Origin of the sequence: Nonomuraea sp. NPDC048916 (assembly GCF_040649575.1) — a bacterium.
Taxonomy (GTDB): domain Bacteria; phylum Actinomycetota; class Actinomycetes; order Streptosporangiales; family Streptosporangiaceae; genus Nonomuraea.
This window is the reverse complement of record NZ_JBEZFS010000027.1, coordinates 23,657-38,968: the sequence shown is the minus strand read 5'-3', so window position 1 is coordinate 38,968 and position 15,312 is coordinate 23,657. Positions and strand designations below refer to the sequence as shown.

At 71.6% G+C, this 15,312-nt stretch carries 13 protein-coding genes; 12 read left to right on the top strand and 1 reads right to left on the bottom strand.

Translation table 11 applies throughout. From position 1 onward, the window contains the following. Window positions 1–40: 40 nt before the first annotated feature. On the top strand, window positions 41–937 hold the full coding sequence (locus AB0C16_RS26975) for a MurR/RpiR family transcriptional regulator (protein WP_357686750.1): 897 nt from the start codon (window positions 41–43) through the stop codon (window positions 935–937). Here the strand turns inward: AB0C16_RS26975 and AB0C16_RS26970 are convergent. Then, entirely contained in the window at window positions 900–2,852 is a 1,953-nt protein-coding gene (locus AB0C16_RS26970) for an N-acetylmuramoyl-L-alanine amidase (protein ID WP_357686749.1), read from the bottom strand. The genes AB0C16_RS26975 and AB0C16_RS26970 overlap by 38 nt on opposite strands. Window positions 2,853–3,111: 259 nt before the next feature. Between AB0C16_RS26970 and AB0C16_RS26965 the strand changes: the two genes are divergently transcribed. The 11 genes from AB0C16_RS26965 to AB0C16_RS26915 all read left to right on the top strand — a co-directional run bounded on the left by AB0C16_RS26965 (window position 3,112) and on the right by AB0C16_RS26915 (window position 15,305). After that, window positions 3,112–4,068: an alpha/beta hydrolase gene (locus AB0C16_RS26965; RefSeq protein ID WP_357686748.1), complete on the top strand. Its 957-nt coding sequence runs from the start codon at window positions 3,112–3,114 to the stop codon at window positions 4,066–4,068. Next, entirely contained in the window at window positions 4,061–5,326 is a 1,266-nt protein-coding gene (locus tag AB0C16_RS26960) for an acyltransferase (protein ID WP_357686747.1), read from the top strand. Before AB0C16_RS26965 ends, AB0C16_RS26960 begins: the two co-directional genes overlap by 8 nt. A gap of 53 nt (window positions 5,327–5,379) precedes the next feature. Then, window positions 5,380–6,696 carry a histidine kinase gene (locus tag AB0C16_RS26955; RefSeq protein ID WP_357686746.1) on the top strand — a complete coding sequence of 439 codons (1,317 nt, stop codon included), beginning with the start codon at window positions 5,380–5,382 and terminating at the stop codon, window positions 6,694–6,696. After that, the gene (locus AB0C16_RS26950) at window positions 6,693–7,364 is read left to right on the top strand and encodes a response regulator transcription factor (RefSeq protein ID WP_357686745.1); all 672 of its coding nucleotides are present in this window, start codon (window positions 6,693–6,695) and stop codon (window positions 7,362–7,364) included. The genes AB0C16_RS26955 and AB0C16_RS26950 overlap by 4 nt, the downstream gene beginning before the upstream one ends. 46 nt (window positions 7,365–7,410) lie before the next feature. Then, window positions 7,411–8,184: an enoyl-CoA hydratase-related protein gene (locus AB0C16_RS26945; protein WP_357686744.1), complete on the top strand. Its 774-nt coding sequence runs from the start codon at window positions 7,411–7,413 to the stop codon at window positions 8,182–8,184. Between the two features lie 171 nt (window positions 8,185–8,355). Further along, window positions 8,356–8,799: a hypothetical protein gene (locus AB0C16_RS26940; RefSeq protein ID WP_357686743.1), complete on the top strand. Its 444-nt coding sequence runs from the start codon at window positions 8,356–8,358 to the stop codon at window positions 8,797–8,799. Continuing rightward, the gene (locus tag AB0C16_RS26935) at window positions 8,790–9,995 is read left to right on the top strand and encodes a DUF6395 domain-containing protein (protein ID WP_357686742.1); all 1,206 of its coding nucleotides are present in this window, start codon (window positions 8,790–8,792) and stop codon (window positions 9,993–9,995) included. Before AB0C16_RS26940 ends, AB0C16_RS26935 begins: the two co-directional genes overlap by 10 nt. A gap of 79 nt (window positions 9,996–10,074) precedes the next feature. Beyond that, window positions 10,075–10,917: a M55 family metallopeptidase gene (locus AB0C16_RS26930; protein ID WP_357686741.1), complete on the top strand. Its 843-nt coding sequence runs from the start codon at window positions 10,075–10,077 to the stop codon at window positions 10,915–10,917. A 23-nt stretch (window positions 10,918–10,940) separates the two neighbouring features. Continuing rightward, entirely contained in the window at window positions 10,941–12,491 is a 1,551-nt protein-coding gene (locus AB0C16_RS26925) for an FAD-dependent oxidoreductase (protein ID WP_357686740.1), read from the top strand. A gap of 61 nt (window positions 12,492–12,552) precedes the next feature. After that, a complete protein-coding gene (locus tag AB0C16_RS26920) occupies window positions 12,553–13,068 on the top strand; it encodes a YbaK/EbsC family protein (RefSeq protein WP_357686739.1) in 516 nt (171 codons plus the stop codon). Window positions 13,069–13,208: 140 nt separating this feature from the next. Further along, on the top strand, window positions 13,209–15,305 hold the full coding sequence (locus tag AB0C16_RS26915) for a serine/threonine-protein kinase (protein WP_357686738.1): 2,097 nt from the start codon (window positions 13,209–13,211) through the stop codon (window positions 15,303–15,305). Window positions 15,306–15,312: the final 7 nt, after the last annotated feature.

Sequence of the window (15,312 nt, the reverse complement as noted above, 5' to 3'; positions counted from 1 at the left end):
ATAACGTGACCGGCCTTGACGGAGCGGCATAATCGAAATCGTGGACGACAGCGGCAACGGCCTGCGGGCCGACAATCTGGTGGCCACGGTCCGAGGTGTGCTGCCGTCATTGACGCCCGCCGCGCAGACCGTCGCCCGCCTGATCCTCGAGGACCCCGCGACGGTGGCGCGGAGCACCATCACCGAGCTCTCCGCCGCGTCGGGCACCAGCGAGGCCACGATCGTGCGGACGGCCAGGCTGCTGGGCTTCGCCGGCTACCCCCAGCTCCGGCTGGCGCTGGCCGCGGCCGCGGCGCAGCCCGACCGGCTGGTGCCCGGCGACCTGGCCCCCGACGACCCGCTGTCCGAGGTCATCCAGAAGGTCGCCAGGGCCGAGTCCGAGGCCATCAACGACACTGTCGCCCAGCTCACCTCCGAGCGTCTCGGCCTGGTCGTCGACGCCATCACCACGGCCCGGCGGATCGACGCCTACGGGGTGGGCGCCTCCGGCCTGGTCGCCGAGGACGTGGCCCAGAAGCTGCTGCGCATCGGGCTGTCCAGCCACGCCTTCCAGGACGCCCACCTGGCGCTGACCAGCGCGGTGCTGCTCAAGGCCGGTGACGTGGCGATCGGCATCAGCACCTCGGGCGAGACGCCCGACGTGATCGAGCCGCTGATGAGGGCGGGGGAGGCGGGCGCGACCACCATCGCGATCACCAACAACCCCCGCTCGTCCATCGCGGAGCTGGCCGAGCACGTGCTGATCTCGGCCGGGCGCGAGACGGAGTTCCGCCCCGGCGCCCTGGCCAGCCGCATCAGCCAGCTCCTCGTGGTCGACTGCGTGTTCGTCGGCGTCGCCCAGCGCACGTTCGCCTCCTCCCAGGAGGCGCTGCAGAGCACCAGGCGCGCCGTCGAGGAGTTCACCCGGCGGACATCACCCGCACGTCGTCAGCCTTGACGAACATCACCCGGTGCCCGAACTGAATCTGCAGATATCTCGTCTCGCCCCTGACCACGGTGTGGCCGGCCGGGTCGAAGGTGACGGCCCGGTAATACTCCGTGGCCGCCGGTCCTGACAGCGTGTACCTCTCGCCCGCCGAGAACGTGTACTGCAGCGGGGTGACCGCCTGGTAGGGGATGCCCTCGGGGTAGGCCTCCCGCTCCGGGTACGCCCTGCCGTACACAGGGACCGTCTCCAGGCCGGGCTTGGGCGTCACCACGAGCCCCGCCGACGGGATGGCGGTCGGCGCGGAGGCCGGGTTGTGGAACCACGCCTTCTGACCGAGATACCAGATCGCGGTCCAGTCGCCCTGCCTGTCGGCCACGGCGTACCGCTGGCCGGTGCTCGCCCGCGCGCTGTGGTCGTACACGCTGTAGAGGGACTCGCCCGTGGGGTGCTTGCCGATGTCCTTGACCAGCGGCGCGTCCGCGCGCGGCTCGGTGCGCAGCCACACGGTGTGCGCGGGGAGCGGCGGGCAGTCGGCCGACGGGTTCTGGCGGTCACAGCCGTAGAAGTACGGCTTGTTGCTCTCGAAGTCGGGCCTGATCATGATCGCGCCGGACCTCGGGCCGCCGGACGGGTGCAGCGGCGCGCCGACCAGCTTCATGTAGTGCGCCCAGTCCCAGAACGGGCCCGGGTCCTCGTGCATGTCCTGGACGGTGCCGGGGATGGTGCCGGGCACGTTGTCGTGGCCGATGATGTGCGCGCGGTCGAGCGGCACGCCGTGGCGCAGCGCCAGGTAGCGCACCAGCTTGGCCGACGTGCGGTACATCGCCTCGGTGTACCAGGTGTGGCCCTCGGCCAGGAATCCCTCGTGCTCCAGGCCGATGGACTTGGCGTTGATGTACCAGTTGCCGGCCTGCCAGCCGACGTCCTTGGCCTTGATGTGCTGGGCGACGTGCCCGTCGGTGGAGCGCAGCGAGTACTGCCAGCTGGCCCGGTAGGCCGGGTTCTTCACCAGGCCGATCGACGGGCCGAAGTAGCCCTCCATGTCGTGGATGACGATGTAGTCGATCTTCTGGCTCCGCGGCCGGTCGCCCAGGTCGTGGTTGCCGTAGCCGCCGTTGGGCAGCTGGGCGTAGCCTGCCGGGATCCACTCGCAGGAGATGGTCGGCGGGCACTCCACGCCGTCACGGCGCGCCGGGCGCAGGCCGAGCTTCTCCAGCCATTTCTCGATCTTGTCCAGGCCGGCGACGGGGTCCAGCCTGACCCGGTGCCCGTCGTCGGTGACCCGCTCCTGGCCGGCCGCGATGGTGGCGTAGACCTCGTCGGCGAAGAACTTGGCCGCCTCCGCCTCCTGGGCGCCCGAATACTTCGCGACCGCCCCGTACCACTCGCCGGGGTCGTCGCTGAGCGGTGCGCCGATCGACTTCTGGTGGTCGGCGAGCAGCGCCGCGCCGCCTCTGATGTTGGCGGCGGCGTCCGAGCGCAGCCTCTCGCGCGTCTCGCCGGTGAGCTCGGCCGCCTTCTCCAGGGTCCGCAGCGAGGCGGGGATCTCCGTCTCGGCCGGGGGCTCGGCCGGCTCGGCCGCGTTGGTCTGGGGGCGGCTCTCGTCGCCTCGCGGGTCCTCCTCGTCCGCGCCGTGGTGGTTGGACCCGGTGAAGGCCGCCGCGTCGGTCAGGTGCATGGGCCCGAAGCCGGCGTTGTTGCTCGGCTGCCCGGCGTGCGCGTCCCAGCGTGACTCCAGGTAGGAGACACCGAGCAGGACGCTCTCCGGCACCTTGAACTCCTCCGCCGCGGCCGCGAACGCCTGCTGCCGGTCTCCGGGTTCGGCGGCCGGTGCGGCCTGTGCCGCCTGCGCGGCGGAGGCCACGGCGGGGAGGGTGGCTAAGGGGAGGCAGGCGACTACCGCGATCGTCAACGCTCTGCGCATGTACCGCTCCTTGACTGCTGGGGGCGTGACAGCAGTCAGCGTCTCAACATTTTCCTTCCTCGACGAGACCTTTGCGAAGAATTTCTTCAGCAGTGACGCCCATGGTGGGCACCTCCGCGCGGCGGGCGAGGGCGTCTGCATCCCGTAGTACGTCAGAGCTACACGAAAATGTGCACTCCGCAGCGGGACGCCGACTACAAGCGGTGATCCATACCGTCGATGCCCGAGCACGTCTCCGGCACGAAAGGACCACCGCCCCATGGCGACCCGCTCGCGTGACAGCCGCCTGCGCCGCACCCTGCTCGCAACGCTCGTCGCCGCCTCGGTGGCGGGGCCGGTGACGGGCGTGACCCGGCCCGGGGCGGTACCGGCACCCGTTCCCGCCCCCGCACCCCCGCCGGCCGCCGCGACCCCGGTCGCACTCGCCGTGCGGTACGCGGCCAGTCGCGTGGAGATCCTGGCGGCCGCACGGACGGCGGCCCGGCACGGCCACCATGGGCGTGCCTCGATGCTGGGCGAGATGGCTGATCCCGCGCGGCGTTTCCTGTCCTTCGACGGTCGTGACGGCGGGCGGGCCGTGGAGGTCTTCGGCGAGTTGTCCAACGCCGAGCGGATCGCCGTGCTGGTCCCGGGCGCCGGGATCGACCTGGACAAGTACGGGCTGCTGCGCGGCGGCTCGATGAGGCTCCAGGACGCGCTGGGCGACCGGTCGGCCGTGATCGCCTGGCTCGGGTATGCCACGCCGAGCAGCGTGAGCCTCCAGGCGATGACCTCCGGCCGTGCCGACGAGGCCGCCCCTGGCCTGCGCGCCTTCGTACGGGAGGTGCGCGCGGCCAGGCCGGGCGCACGAGTCTCGCTCCTGTGTCACTCTTACGGCTCCGTGGTGTGCGGACGGGCCGCGCCGGGACTGGACATCGCCGACATCGTCCTGTTCGGCAGCCCCGGCGCGGGCGTAGCCGATGCCGCCGCGCTGCGCACCCCGGCCGCGGTGTGGGCCGGCCGCACGGCCGGGGACTGGGTCGGCCGCCTGCCGTACGTGTCCATCGAGTTGCCGTTCGTCACGGTGGGGCTGGGCGGCGATCCGGTCTCGCCCGGATTCGGCGCCCGGATCTTCGCGGCGGGCGGCGGCGGGCACAGCGACTACCTGGCGTCCGGATCCACCGCGCTGGCAAGCATCGCGCGGATCGTATCCGGACGGGCTGACGGCGATGCGTGACCTCGTCGCGCGGCTCGACGCCGAGACTCCACCCGACCGCGACCGCGCCCTGGACGCTCTGCGCGCGCTGGCCATCCTCGGCGTGGTGGCCGGGCATTGGCTGGTGACCGCGCTGGTCGTGGACAGTGGGACAGTGCGGGTCGCCAGCCCGCTGCGGTCCATGCCACAGCTCACCCCGGTTTCCTGGGTGTTCCAGACGCTCGCGGTCTTCTTCCTGGTGGGTGGGCTGGTGGGGACGCGGAGCCACCTCCGTGCCCGGACAGGAGGCGTGCCGTACGGGCGGTGGCTCATGGGCCGGACGGCCCGGCTGTTCCGGCCGGCGGCGGCCGTGGCGGTGGTGTGGGCCATGGTGGCCCTCGCGATGCTGGCCTGTGGGGCCAGGCTGGAGAGCGTACAGGCGCTGGTCAAGCTCGTGCTGTCCCCGATGTGGTTCCTGGTGGTCTTCGCGGCGTTGACGGCGGCGACCCCGCTGGTGGCGAGACTGCACCCGGTGTGGCCGCTCGCCGTGGTCGTGTGTGTTGATCTGGCCAGGTTCGGCGCCGTCCTGGTCAGCGCCCTCGCGGAGCGGGCGGGCCCGCTGGGCGGGCTCGTGAACGCGGCAGCCGGACCCGGAGGGGGCCTGCACTGGTGGGTCAACGTGGCCGCCGGGTGGCTGGTGCCGTACTGCCTCGGAGCGGCATGGGCCCGCGGTGGTCTGCGGGGGCGCGCGACCGGATGGGTGTTGCTGCTCGGCGGCGCGGCCGTCACCGCCGCCCTCGTCACCTGGGGCGGCTACCCCGCCGCCATGGTCGGTGTGACAGGGGCGCCGCGGTCCAACCTCGACCCGCCCTCCCTCGCCGCCGTCACCTTCGGGCTGGCCCAGAGTGGTGCGGCCTTGTTGCTGCTCGGTCCGCTGGGGCGGCTGCTGCGTCGCCCCGCGGCCTGGGCCGCGGTGGCGCTGACGAACCTCGCCGCGATGACGATCTTCCTTTGGCACCAGACCGCGATGATCGCGGTCACCTCGATCGGCCTGCTCGCCGAGAGCGCGATGCTGTGGGCCGGAGTACTGGGGGACGGTACGACTCGGGCCGGGGCACTCGGCGGCGGAACGCTGCCCGGCCTGCACACCGCTCCGGACGGGCCAGGCTGGGTGTTCGCCCGGATGGCCTGGCTACCGGTGTTCGCGGCGGCGCTGCTGGTGTGCTGCGCCGCGTTCCACGGTTACGAGCGAGGACGAACCCGCTCGAACCCCTCGAAGCCGGTTGCGGTGCGTCGCTAGGCTGGATCATCCGGCCCAAGGGACAAAGAAGGACAGAAGGGACGTAGGGCGAGGTGAGCAGGCTGCGAAGGGTCCTGGGCACCTTGCGCGCGGACCTGTGGACGATGGCCGCCGACCCGCTTCCCCGCATGGCGAGGCCGCGCTGGTTGTCCCGGCTCCCGCATGTCCTGGTCATCCTGTACGCGCTGGTCATGGGCATGTTCCCCGACGGAGAGGGTGTGGACCCGACGGTCCCGCTGCTCGCCATGGTCCAGGCGGCGATCCTGGTGATCGCGATGTCGCGCCCGCTGCCCGCCTGGTGGGCGTCGATCGCGTTCACGGTCATCGGCGCGAGAACGGGAATGACCTACTTCCCACAGAGCCTGACCTTCCCCTGGATGATCCATCCGGGGACGCCCAGGGGGCCGGCGCTCCCCAGGACCCTGTATGCCGACGGGCTGGCTTTCCCGTGGACGGGCTCCGGCATAGCCCTGCAGGCCGGAGTGCTGTTCCTGCTGGCCCTCCGCGTGCGCCCCCGCGTCGCGGCCGAGGCGCTGGCTATCACCACGCTGGCGGCAGTGGCGTGCGTGGTGTTCATCCTCGAGGGCAACTGGGGCGGCGATGTGCTGCTGGCCGTGCTGGTCGACGCGATCGCGGTCGCGATCGGGGTGGGGGTGCGCGCGCTCAGGATGGCCCGTACCCGGCTGGAGGCCCAGGAGGAGTTGACGGCCGAGGAACGAGCCCGCCGCACGCTGCTGGAAGAGCGCAACAGGATCGCCCGCGAGCTGCACGACGTGGTCGCGCACCACATGTCGGTGATCTCCATTCAGGCGCAGGTGGCGCCGCACCTGGTAGAGAATCCGCCCGACGAGCTGAGGGAGAACCTCGCGGGCATCCGCGAGAACGCCGTCGAGGCGCTGACCGAGCTACGCCGGGTCCTGGGCGTCCTGCGCGCGCAGGACACACCTGGGGACGCGCCACAGCCCACGCTTGACCGGCTCGACGAGCTGCTCGCGAATGTGCGCGGCGCAGGCGTCGCGCTCACCGCCGAGACCGCGGGCGAGCCGCGCCCGTTGTCGCCCGGGGTGGAGCTGTCGGCGTTCAGGATCGTGCAGGAGGCGCTCAGCAACGCCATGCGGCATGCGCCGGGCGCGCCGGTGGCGGTCCGGCTGTGCTACCACCCCCACGCCCTCACGATCCGAGTCGTCAACGGCGCGCCCGCTGCGCCGGCCCCGCCCTCGCCCGGCGCCCGGCACGGGCTGCTGGGAATGCGCGAGCGCGCGGCCATGCTGGGCGGCGATCTTGTCACGGGGCCTACACCGGACGGAGGCTACGAAGTAAGCGTGTTCCTGCCCGTCGATTCGCAGAAAGGCATCGAGGCCACCCCATGACGAGCGTCCGCGTGCTCATAGCCGACGACCAGATCATGGTCCGTCAGGGCTTCACCGTGCTGCTCAACGCCGAGCCTGGCATAGAAGTCGTTGGCCAGGCCGTGAACGGCCTCGACGCCGTCGCGAAGGTCGCCGAGCTGGACCCCGACGTCGTACTGATGGACGTGCGGATGCCCGAGCTGGGCGGCATCGAGGCGACGCGCCGCATCGCCGGGCAGCCGGACACGACCGTGAAGGTCCTGGTGCTGACCACCTTCGACCTCGACGATTACGTCTACGAGGCGCTGCGCGCGGGCGCGTCCGGCTTCCTGCTCAAGGACGCGTCGGCGGCCGAACTGGCCCACGCGGTGCGGGTGGTGGCGGCCGGTGACGCCCTGCTCGCGCCGAACGTCACCAAGCGCCTGATCGCCGAGTTCTCCCGGGTGACCGGCGCCCCGCGCACCCCGCTGAAGGAGCGCGTGGGCGACCTGACCGAACGCGAGACCGAGGTGCTCTCGCTGATCGCGCATGGCCTGTCGAACGCGGAGATCGCCGAGCGGCTGGTGGTCGCCGACCAGACCGTCAAGACCCACGTGAGCAGGATCCTGGTCAAGCTGGGGCTGCGCGACCGCACCCAGGCGGCGGTCTTCGCCTACGAAACAGGGCTGGTGCGCCCGTCGGGTTACTAGACCCAGATGCCGAGGTGTTCCGCGGACCTTCGGTAATGTTCCGACCATGGGTGAGTTCGTACGCGTAGAGACAGTTGACCAGATCGCCACCATCAGGCTTGATCGTCCGAAGATGAACGCTCTCAACGGTCAGGTCCAGCGAGAGATCGGAGAGGCGGCCCGCGCGGTCGACGCCGATCCCGGTGTGCACGCCGTGGTCGTCTACGGCGGCGAGCGCGTCTTCGCGGCCGGGGCCGACATCAAGGAAATGGCCGTCATGTCCTACGCCGACATGTCACTCCATTCCCGCACCCTGCAAGACTGCTTCACCGCCGTGGCCCGCATCGGCAAGCCCGTCATCGCGGCCATCACCGGCTACGCCCTGGGCGGCGGCTGCGAGCTCGCCCTGTGCGCCGACTTCCGCCTGGCCGGAGAGTCGGCCAAGCTCGGCCAGCCGGAGATCCAGCTCGGCATCATCCCCGGCGCGGGCGGCACCCAGCGGCTGCCCCGCCTGATCGGCCCGGCCCGCGCCAAGGACCTCATCTTCAGCGGACGCCACGTCACCGCTGCCGAGGCGCTCGCCATCGGCCTGGTCGACCGCGTGGTGCCCGACGCCGAGGTCTACCAGGCCGCCCTGGAGTGGGCGGCCACCTTCGCCGGCGGGCCGACGGTGGCCCTGCGGGCGGCCAAGCAGGCGGTGGACCAGGGCCTGGAGGTCGATCTCGACACCGGCCTGGAGATCGAGCGCCTCCAGTTCTCCGGCCTCTTCGCGACCGACGACGCCAAGATCGGCATGACCGCCTTCGCGGAGAAGTCCAAGCCCAAGTTCACCGGCCGCTGACAGGCGCGTCGTCAGGGGGCGCGGGGCGCCCGCATCGCCATGGGCTGGACCGTGACAAGGCGCCGGGCGGGAGACGGGACGACAGGGTGAGCTGACTGGAGTTATAGCGCTTGGTTGCCGTTCGGGAACACTGTCATGACCGATGTGGATTTACCACTATGGTGGCCTTCCATGATGCGCGTCCTGGTCCCCGCCCGGCTGCGTAAGGCCGTGCGCACGTGGTTCGATTCCCGCTACATCTCCATCGCGGATCACCGCCAGGACATCAGGGACGCCCTCTGGGAGGTGCAGACCCTGCGGCGCGAGGTGGTGACCCTGCAGGGCGAGGTCGAGCGCCTCAGGAACACCAGGCCGCGCGCCGCCGCCACCCCCGCCTTCGACAAGTCCAAGATCGACGACGCCCACCGCCTGGCCCAGGAGACCGCCAAGGCGCTGGACGGCGTGCTCCAGAACGAGGTCCTGGTCTGGCAGGCCATCGACGACCTCAACGCCCGCCTCGCGAGCCCGCCTCCTCCCGAGCCCTCGCCTCGCGATCACGGCCGGGCGGGCGGCACGGGCGGCACGAACGACACGGGCGGGGAGCGCGCTCGCTCCGAGGAGCGGCCGTGCGTGTGACGTGGACCGGCGGCGAGCTGAGGTTCCGCCTCGGCGCCGAGGACGAGATCACCGGCAACGCCTCCGACGGGCACCCCGTCAAGCTGGCGACCAACTCGTGCGCCATCTCCGGCGTGCCCGGTGACGCGCACCCCGACCTCTTCGCCGTCGCCGCGTGGACCGTGGTCGCCCCGTGGACGCGTGAACAGGTCACGTTCGACCGTTCCATCTCGGCCGAGGTGGCCGCCGCGCTGTACGACGGCTGGGGGGTCGAGGCCGGGCCCGTGGGGGCCGAGCCCCGTCGCGCCGGCGGCAGGCTGGCGATCTCCTACAGCGGCGGGGCCGACTCCGTGGCGGCGGCGGCCGTCTATCCCGAGGCGCCGTTCGTGCACTTCCGGCGGGTGCCGCACGCCCGGGTGCCCAACCGGTGGCCGCACTACCGCTCCGACGTGCTGGCCAGGCTGGCGCGGGGCACCGGCCGGGAGCTCACGACCGTCGAGTCCGACCTGGAGTTCACGCTGGCCGAGCCCCGGCCCGGCTACCCCGAGCACCAGGCCGTGGCGGCCGGCGCGTTGCTGCTGGCCGACCGGCTCGACCTCGGCGGGCTCGGGTTCGGCTACGAACTGGGCTCCCGGTGGCTCGGCGGCGGGCGCTACCTGCACCGCTACACGCCCGACAACGCCCTGTGGGCGCCGCACGGGATGTGGGGGCGGTTGTTCGCGGCCGCCGGGGTGCACATCGTGCTGCCGGTGGGCGGGGTGAGCGAGGCCGTCACCATGCGGCTGGCCCTGGAGTCCGACCTCAAGGATCACGTCCGATGGTGCCTGCGCGGCACCGACGGCCCGTGCCGCAACTGCGGCAAGTGCCTGTACAAGGAGCTCATCCAGGCCGCCGTCGAGCGGCGGCCGCTCGACACGCCCATCACCGCCGACCGGGCCGTGGCCCGCAAGTGGTTCAAGCCGCCGCCCTACGGCGGCCAGGAGATGATCGAGTACGGTCTGGCGCGCGTGCCCGGCATCGAGCGCACGCTCTTCGCCAAGGCGCTCGACTACTACGACGCCACCGAGGAGTCCACCGGCTGGCTCGACCACTGCTATCCGCCGGCGATCGACGAGATCCCGGCCCGGTGGCGCGAGCAGGCGGCGGCGTTCATGGCGCGCAACGTGGGGTTCATGACGGAGGACGAGCGGCGCCGGGTGGAGACGTGGGGCTCGTGACCCGGGAGCGCGGACGGATCGAGCGGGAGAGCGGGCGGATGGAGCGAGAGGGCGGGCGGATGAGGGGGAGAGCGGTCGGATGAAGGTCTACCTGTCGGTCGACATGGAGGGCGTGACCGGGCTCACCGACCCCGAGGAGATGCACGCCGGCAAGCGCGGCTACGACCGGGGCTGCGAGCTGATGACCGCCGACGCCAACGCCGCCGTCGAGGGCGCGTTCGCCGCCGGGGCGGGCGCGGTGCTGGTCAACGACGCGCACGGGTCGACCAAGAACCTGCGGATCGACCTGCTCGACCCGCGCGCCACCCTGATCCGCGGCCCCGGCAAGGCCCAGCGGATGGCCCAGGGCGTCGACGGATCGTTCCAGGCGGCGGGCTTCGTGGGCTACCACGCCCGCGCCGGGGTGCCGCACGGCGTGCTCAACCACACCTGGATGGGCAAGGAGATCCAGAACGTCTACCTCAACGGCGAGGTGTGCGGCGAGACCCGGCTGGTCGCGGCCTGCGCCGGGTTCCACGGCGTGCCGGTCGTGCTGGTGACCGGTGACGAGGCCGTCGGCGAGGAGGCGCGCGAGCTGCTCGGCGACGTCGAGACCGTGGCGGTCAAGAAGGGGATCGACAAGTTCTCGGCCGAACTGCTGCCGCCGAGCGTCGCCCAGGACCTGATCCGTGAGGGGATGGTCAAGGCGCTCAACCGGTTGACCGACTTCACGCCCTACCGGTTGGCTCCGCCGTACACGCTGGGGGTGGAGTGGAACTCGACCGCCATCGCGGCCGCCGTGGCGCTCGTCCCCGGCGTGAAGGCGGTCGGACCCCGGCACGTCGAGTTCAGTACCGATGATTTCACCCAGATCATGGCGCTTTTCGGTATCTTCGCCACGATCGGTGGCCAGGTCGCCTGTGGCAGCGGCCCCTACGGCTGACCGGTCGACAGGGAGGTGCGGGGATGGAAGGGGCGGCGCTGACCCGGCGGGGGTTGCTCGTCGGGATCGGGGCGGTCGGCGGCGCGGGCGCCATGTACGCCGCCATGGGGGCCCTCGGCCTGGCGCCGTCCGAGCAGGACAAGACGTTCGAGCCCCCGAGAGCCGGCGACTTCTCGCTGCGGGGCAGGGCGGCGGCCAAGGTGGTGATCCTGGGCGCCGGGGTGGCCGGGTTGACCGCGGCCTACGAGCTGGGCAAGGCCGGCTACGACTGCACGCTGCTGGAGGCCAGGGCCAAGGCCGGGGGGCGCAACCTGACGTTGCGCGGCGGCGACCGGCTGACGGAGCTGAACGGGCCGTCGCAGGACGTCACGTTCGGGGAGGGCGTCTACTTCAACGCCGGCCCCGCGCGGATCGCGCCGTGGATGGTCACCATGGACTACTGCCGCGAGCTGGGCATCCCGATCGAGACGTTCGTGAACAACAACGCGCAGGCGTACGTGCACACGAACGGCAGGACCGTGCGGGCCCGCGCCGCCCGAGCCGACATGTACGGATATATCGCCGAACTGTTGGCCAAAGCGACAAATGTCGGTGCGCTCGACCGGAAGCTGACCAAGGACGACCAGGAGCGGCTGCTGGAGTTCCTGCGGAGGTTCGGCGACCTGGGCGCCAAGCTCGACTACGAAGGCTCCCCCCGGCGCGGTTTCGTGAAATATCCGGCGCTCGACGCCGGCACCCCCATTCCCCTCCCGGGTTCCCTGCACGACGTCCTCGCCGCCGGCACCGGCCGCGCGATCACCAACGACTTCGGCCACGAGCAGGCCACCCCGATGTTCCAGCCGGTCGGCGGCATGGACGCGATCGTCACCAAGCTGGCCGAGGCCGTGGGCCGGGACCGGATCAGGACCGGCGCCCGGGTCACCGGCATCACCACCCTGGACGACGGCGTCGAGGTCACCTGGGACGGCGGCCGGATCAAGGCCGACTACTGCGTCGCCACACTCCCGCCCCACCTGCTCGCCCGGATCCCGCACAACCTGGGCACCCCGATCACCACCACCCTCAAGACGCCCGTGCCGGCCGCCACCGGCAAGATCGGCCTGGAGTACGGCACACGCTGGTGGGAGCACGAGGACCGGATCTACGGCGGCGCCACCGAGACCGACCTCGACATCACGCACATCTGGTACCCCTCCCACGACTACCACGCGGAACGCGGCCTGCTCGTCGGCTACTACAACACCGAGGCGCACGCCGAGCTGTACGGCGCGCTGACCCCGGAGGACCGCAGGCGCCGTGCCCTCACCCAGGGCAAGAAGATCCACGGCGAGAAGTACCGCACGGGCCTGCTGTCGAGCGTCTCGATCGCCTGGGAGCGCCAGGAGCACATCCAGGGCGGCTGGGTGCGCTGGCCGTCCGTTGATTCGTCCTTCACTCTTCTGCAACGTCCGAGCGGAAGGGTCTACTTCGCGGGTGACTGGCTCACCCACCTGATCGCCTGGCAGGCGGGAGCCATGGAATCGGCTCGCGGCGCCGTCACTCAGCTGCACGAACGGGTGCTGCGCTCCTCGTGACGTGGCACTCGCCACTCCCGGGTCCGGCGTAGGGTCCTGGGAGAGCGATCGAGGAGATGGGATGACGTTGCACTGGGTGCCCGCGACCGAGCGGACCGACCTGCTGGCCGAGCCGGTGGCGCAGGCCGCCCTCCAGCTCGACGACACCGTGGAGGTGGCCGAGATCGATCCCGAGCTGGCCGACACGGCGGTGTTCTGCGAGCGCTACGGAGTCGGGCTCGACGAGTCGGCCAACTGCGTGGTCGTCGCGGCCAGGCGGGGCGGCGAGACGCGCTACGCCGCCTGCATGGTGCTGGCGACGATGCGCGTCGATGTCAACGGCGTGGTGCGCCGGCATCTCGACGCGCGCAAGACGAGTTTCGCGCCGATGGCCCAGGCGGTGGAGCTCACCGGCATGGAATACGGCGGCATCACCCCGATCGGCCTGCCGGGCGACTGGCCGATCCTGGTGGACGTCAACGTCGCCGAGCACGCGAAGGTGATCATCGGGAGCGGCCTGCGCGGATCCAAGCTCGCCGTCTCCGGAGCCACCCTGGCCCGGCTGAAGGGCGCGGAGGTGCTGTCCCTGGCGACCTGAGCGCGTGAGCTCGAGTCGTGGCCAATTTGAGACCGTGGATGGGGAAACCGATGGCCCCGATCTGGACGTTGTACGAGTGGGAATGTGGCCTCATGGTTCATCTCGTGGGCGGGGATTAAGCCGATATGGTGCTTCATGCCATGAACGATGACCGACTCGGCCCTTACCGGCTGCTCAGGCGGCTCGGCGAAGGCGGCATGGGTGTTGTCCACCTCGCTGTCGACCCCCAGGGCAGACAGGTGGCGGTCAAGGTCCTGCGTGCGGAGGTCGCCGGTGACGAGGTCGCCAGGCGGCGGCTCTCGCGCGAGGTCGAGACCATGCGCCGGGTCCGCAGCAAGTACATCGCCGAGGTGCTCGACGCCGATGTGACAGGCCATCGTCCCTACATCGTCACGCGTTACGTCCCCGGACGCCCGCTCGACGAGATCATCAAGGACGACGGCCCGCTGGACCTTCCGGCGCTGATCAAGATCGCGCACGGCGTGGCCACGGCGCTGGCCGCCGTGCACTCCGTCGGCGTCATCCACCGCGACCTCAAGCCCGGCAACGTGCTGATCCTCGACGGCGATCCCGTCCTGATCGACTTCGGCATCGCCCAGGCGGTCGACGCGACCCGGCTGACCCAGACCGGCATGTTCATCGGCACGCCCGGCTACCTCGCCCCCGAGATCATCGAGGGGCAGGAGGCGGGGCCCGAGGTCGACATCCACGCCTGGGCGGGCACCCTGCTCTACGCCGGCACCGGCCAGCCGCCCTTCGGCAAGGGCACGCTGGAGATGATCTTCTACAACATCACCGCGGGCAAGGCCGACGTCAGCGCGGCGCCCGCGGCCCTGCAGCCGATGCTCAAGGCCGCCTTCCAGCGCAACCCGGCCAAGCGTCCCAAGGCTGCCGAGCTGGCCGAGCAGACCGCCCGGATGCTGCCCAAGCCGCAGGGCAACGTGCCCGACGAGATCTCCACCGTCCCGCGGCCCGACCACCCCGACCTGCCGCACTCCGCTCCGCCGGCGCCGCAGCCGCTCGCGGAGAAGTCGGCCTACGACATCTCCACGCCGCCGATGACGCCGCGGCCGCTCGTCGACGGCCGCGACGCCCGGTTCACGCCGCCGCCGCCGAGCCTGACGCCGCCGCAGAGCCTGCTCCACCAGGGCCCGCCCGCCGCCGACCAGCAGCGCCCGGGCCGGCCGCCCTCCGGCCAGGGGCAGGGGCCCGGTCAGGGGCAGGCCCCACCCGACCAGCCGTACGTCTCGCTGCTGCCCGAGCAGGGCGACCCGTGGCCGACCCGCAGGGTCACCCCCGAGGAGCTGCGGCAGATGCAGCGCGAGAGCGGCGTGTCGCAGCCATGGCAGGTCCCGCCGCAGGCCAACAGCCACGGGCACCAGCTGCCCCCGCCGGAGGCCGACGTGCCCACCAGGCGGGTGCGTCCCGACACGTCCGACCTCGACGTGCCCACCAGGCGGGTCCGTCCCGACACGCCCGACTTCGGCAGGGTCAACCCGGTCCCGCAGCACCAGGCTCCGCAGCGGCCGTTCCAGCAGCCGCCGCCCCCCTACATCCCGGCCCAGCCGCAGTATCCACCCGACCCGAGGACCAAGCGCGAGCCGTTCATCCCGGGCGTGCGCCCCGGTCAGACCCTGCAACGGTCCAGGGCCTACGGGGTGGCGGGCGCGATGCTGCTGATCCTCATGATCGTGGCGGCCGTCATGGCGCCGATCCTGGTGGCTGTCGTGGCGATCCCCGTCGCGGTGCTGCTGCGCGCGGCCGACCTGGCCCAGACCGACCTCAACGCGCGCCGCCCGACCGGCGCCGCGGCGCTCGACATGCTGCGGGTGTTCGCCCGCCCGCAGGCGCTGGCCAAGTCGGTCGGCATCACGCTCGCGCTCGTCCTCTACGCGCTCATCCTCGGACTGCCGGTGACGCTGCTGCTCACCGTGGTCCTCGGCACCGACCCGTACAATGCTCTGGCCTGGGGGGCCGCGGTGGCTCTGTGGACCGTCTGCGCGGGCCCGGGAGTGGAGGGGCCGGGCAGGCAGATGCGCAGAACCCTCTCCTCGCTCGTACCCTCGAGAACAGCGGCGATGGTGCTGGCGGGAGTTCTGGCGGCGGTGGCCGCCCTCTCTCTGGTCTTCGCCTACGGCACGTTCGGGGATAACGCGAGGAGGGCCGTATGGACTCCGCTGGATGTCGGGCCTGTGGTGGAGCAACTCAACGGACTGAAGGGGGACACGGGGGGATGACGCGGAG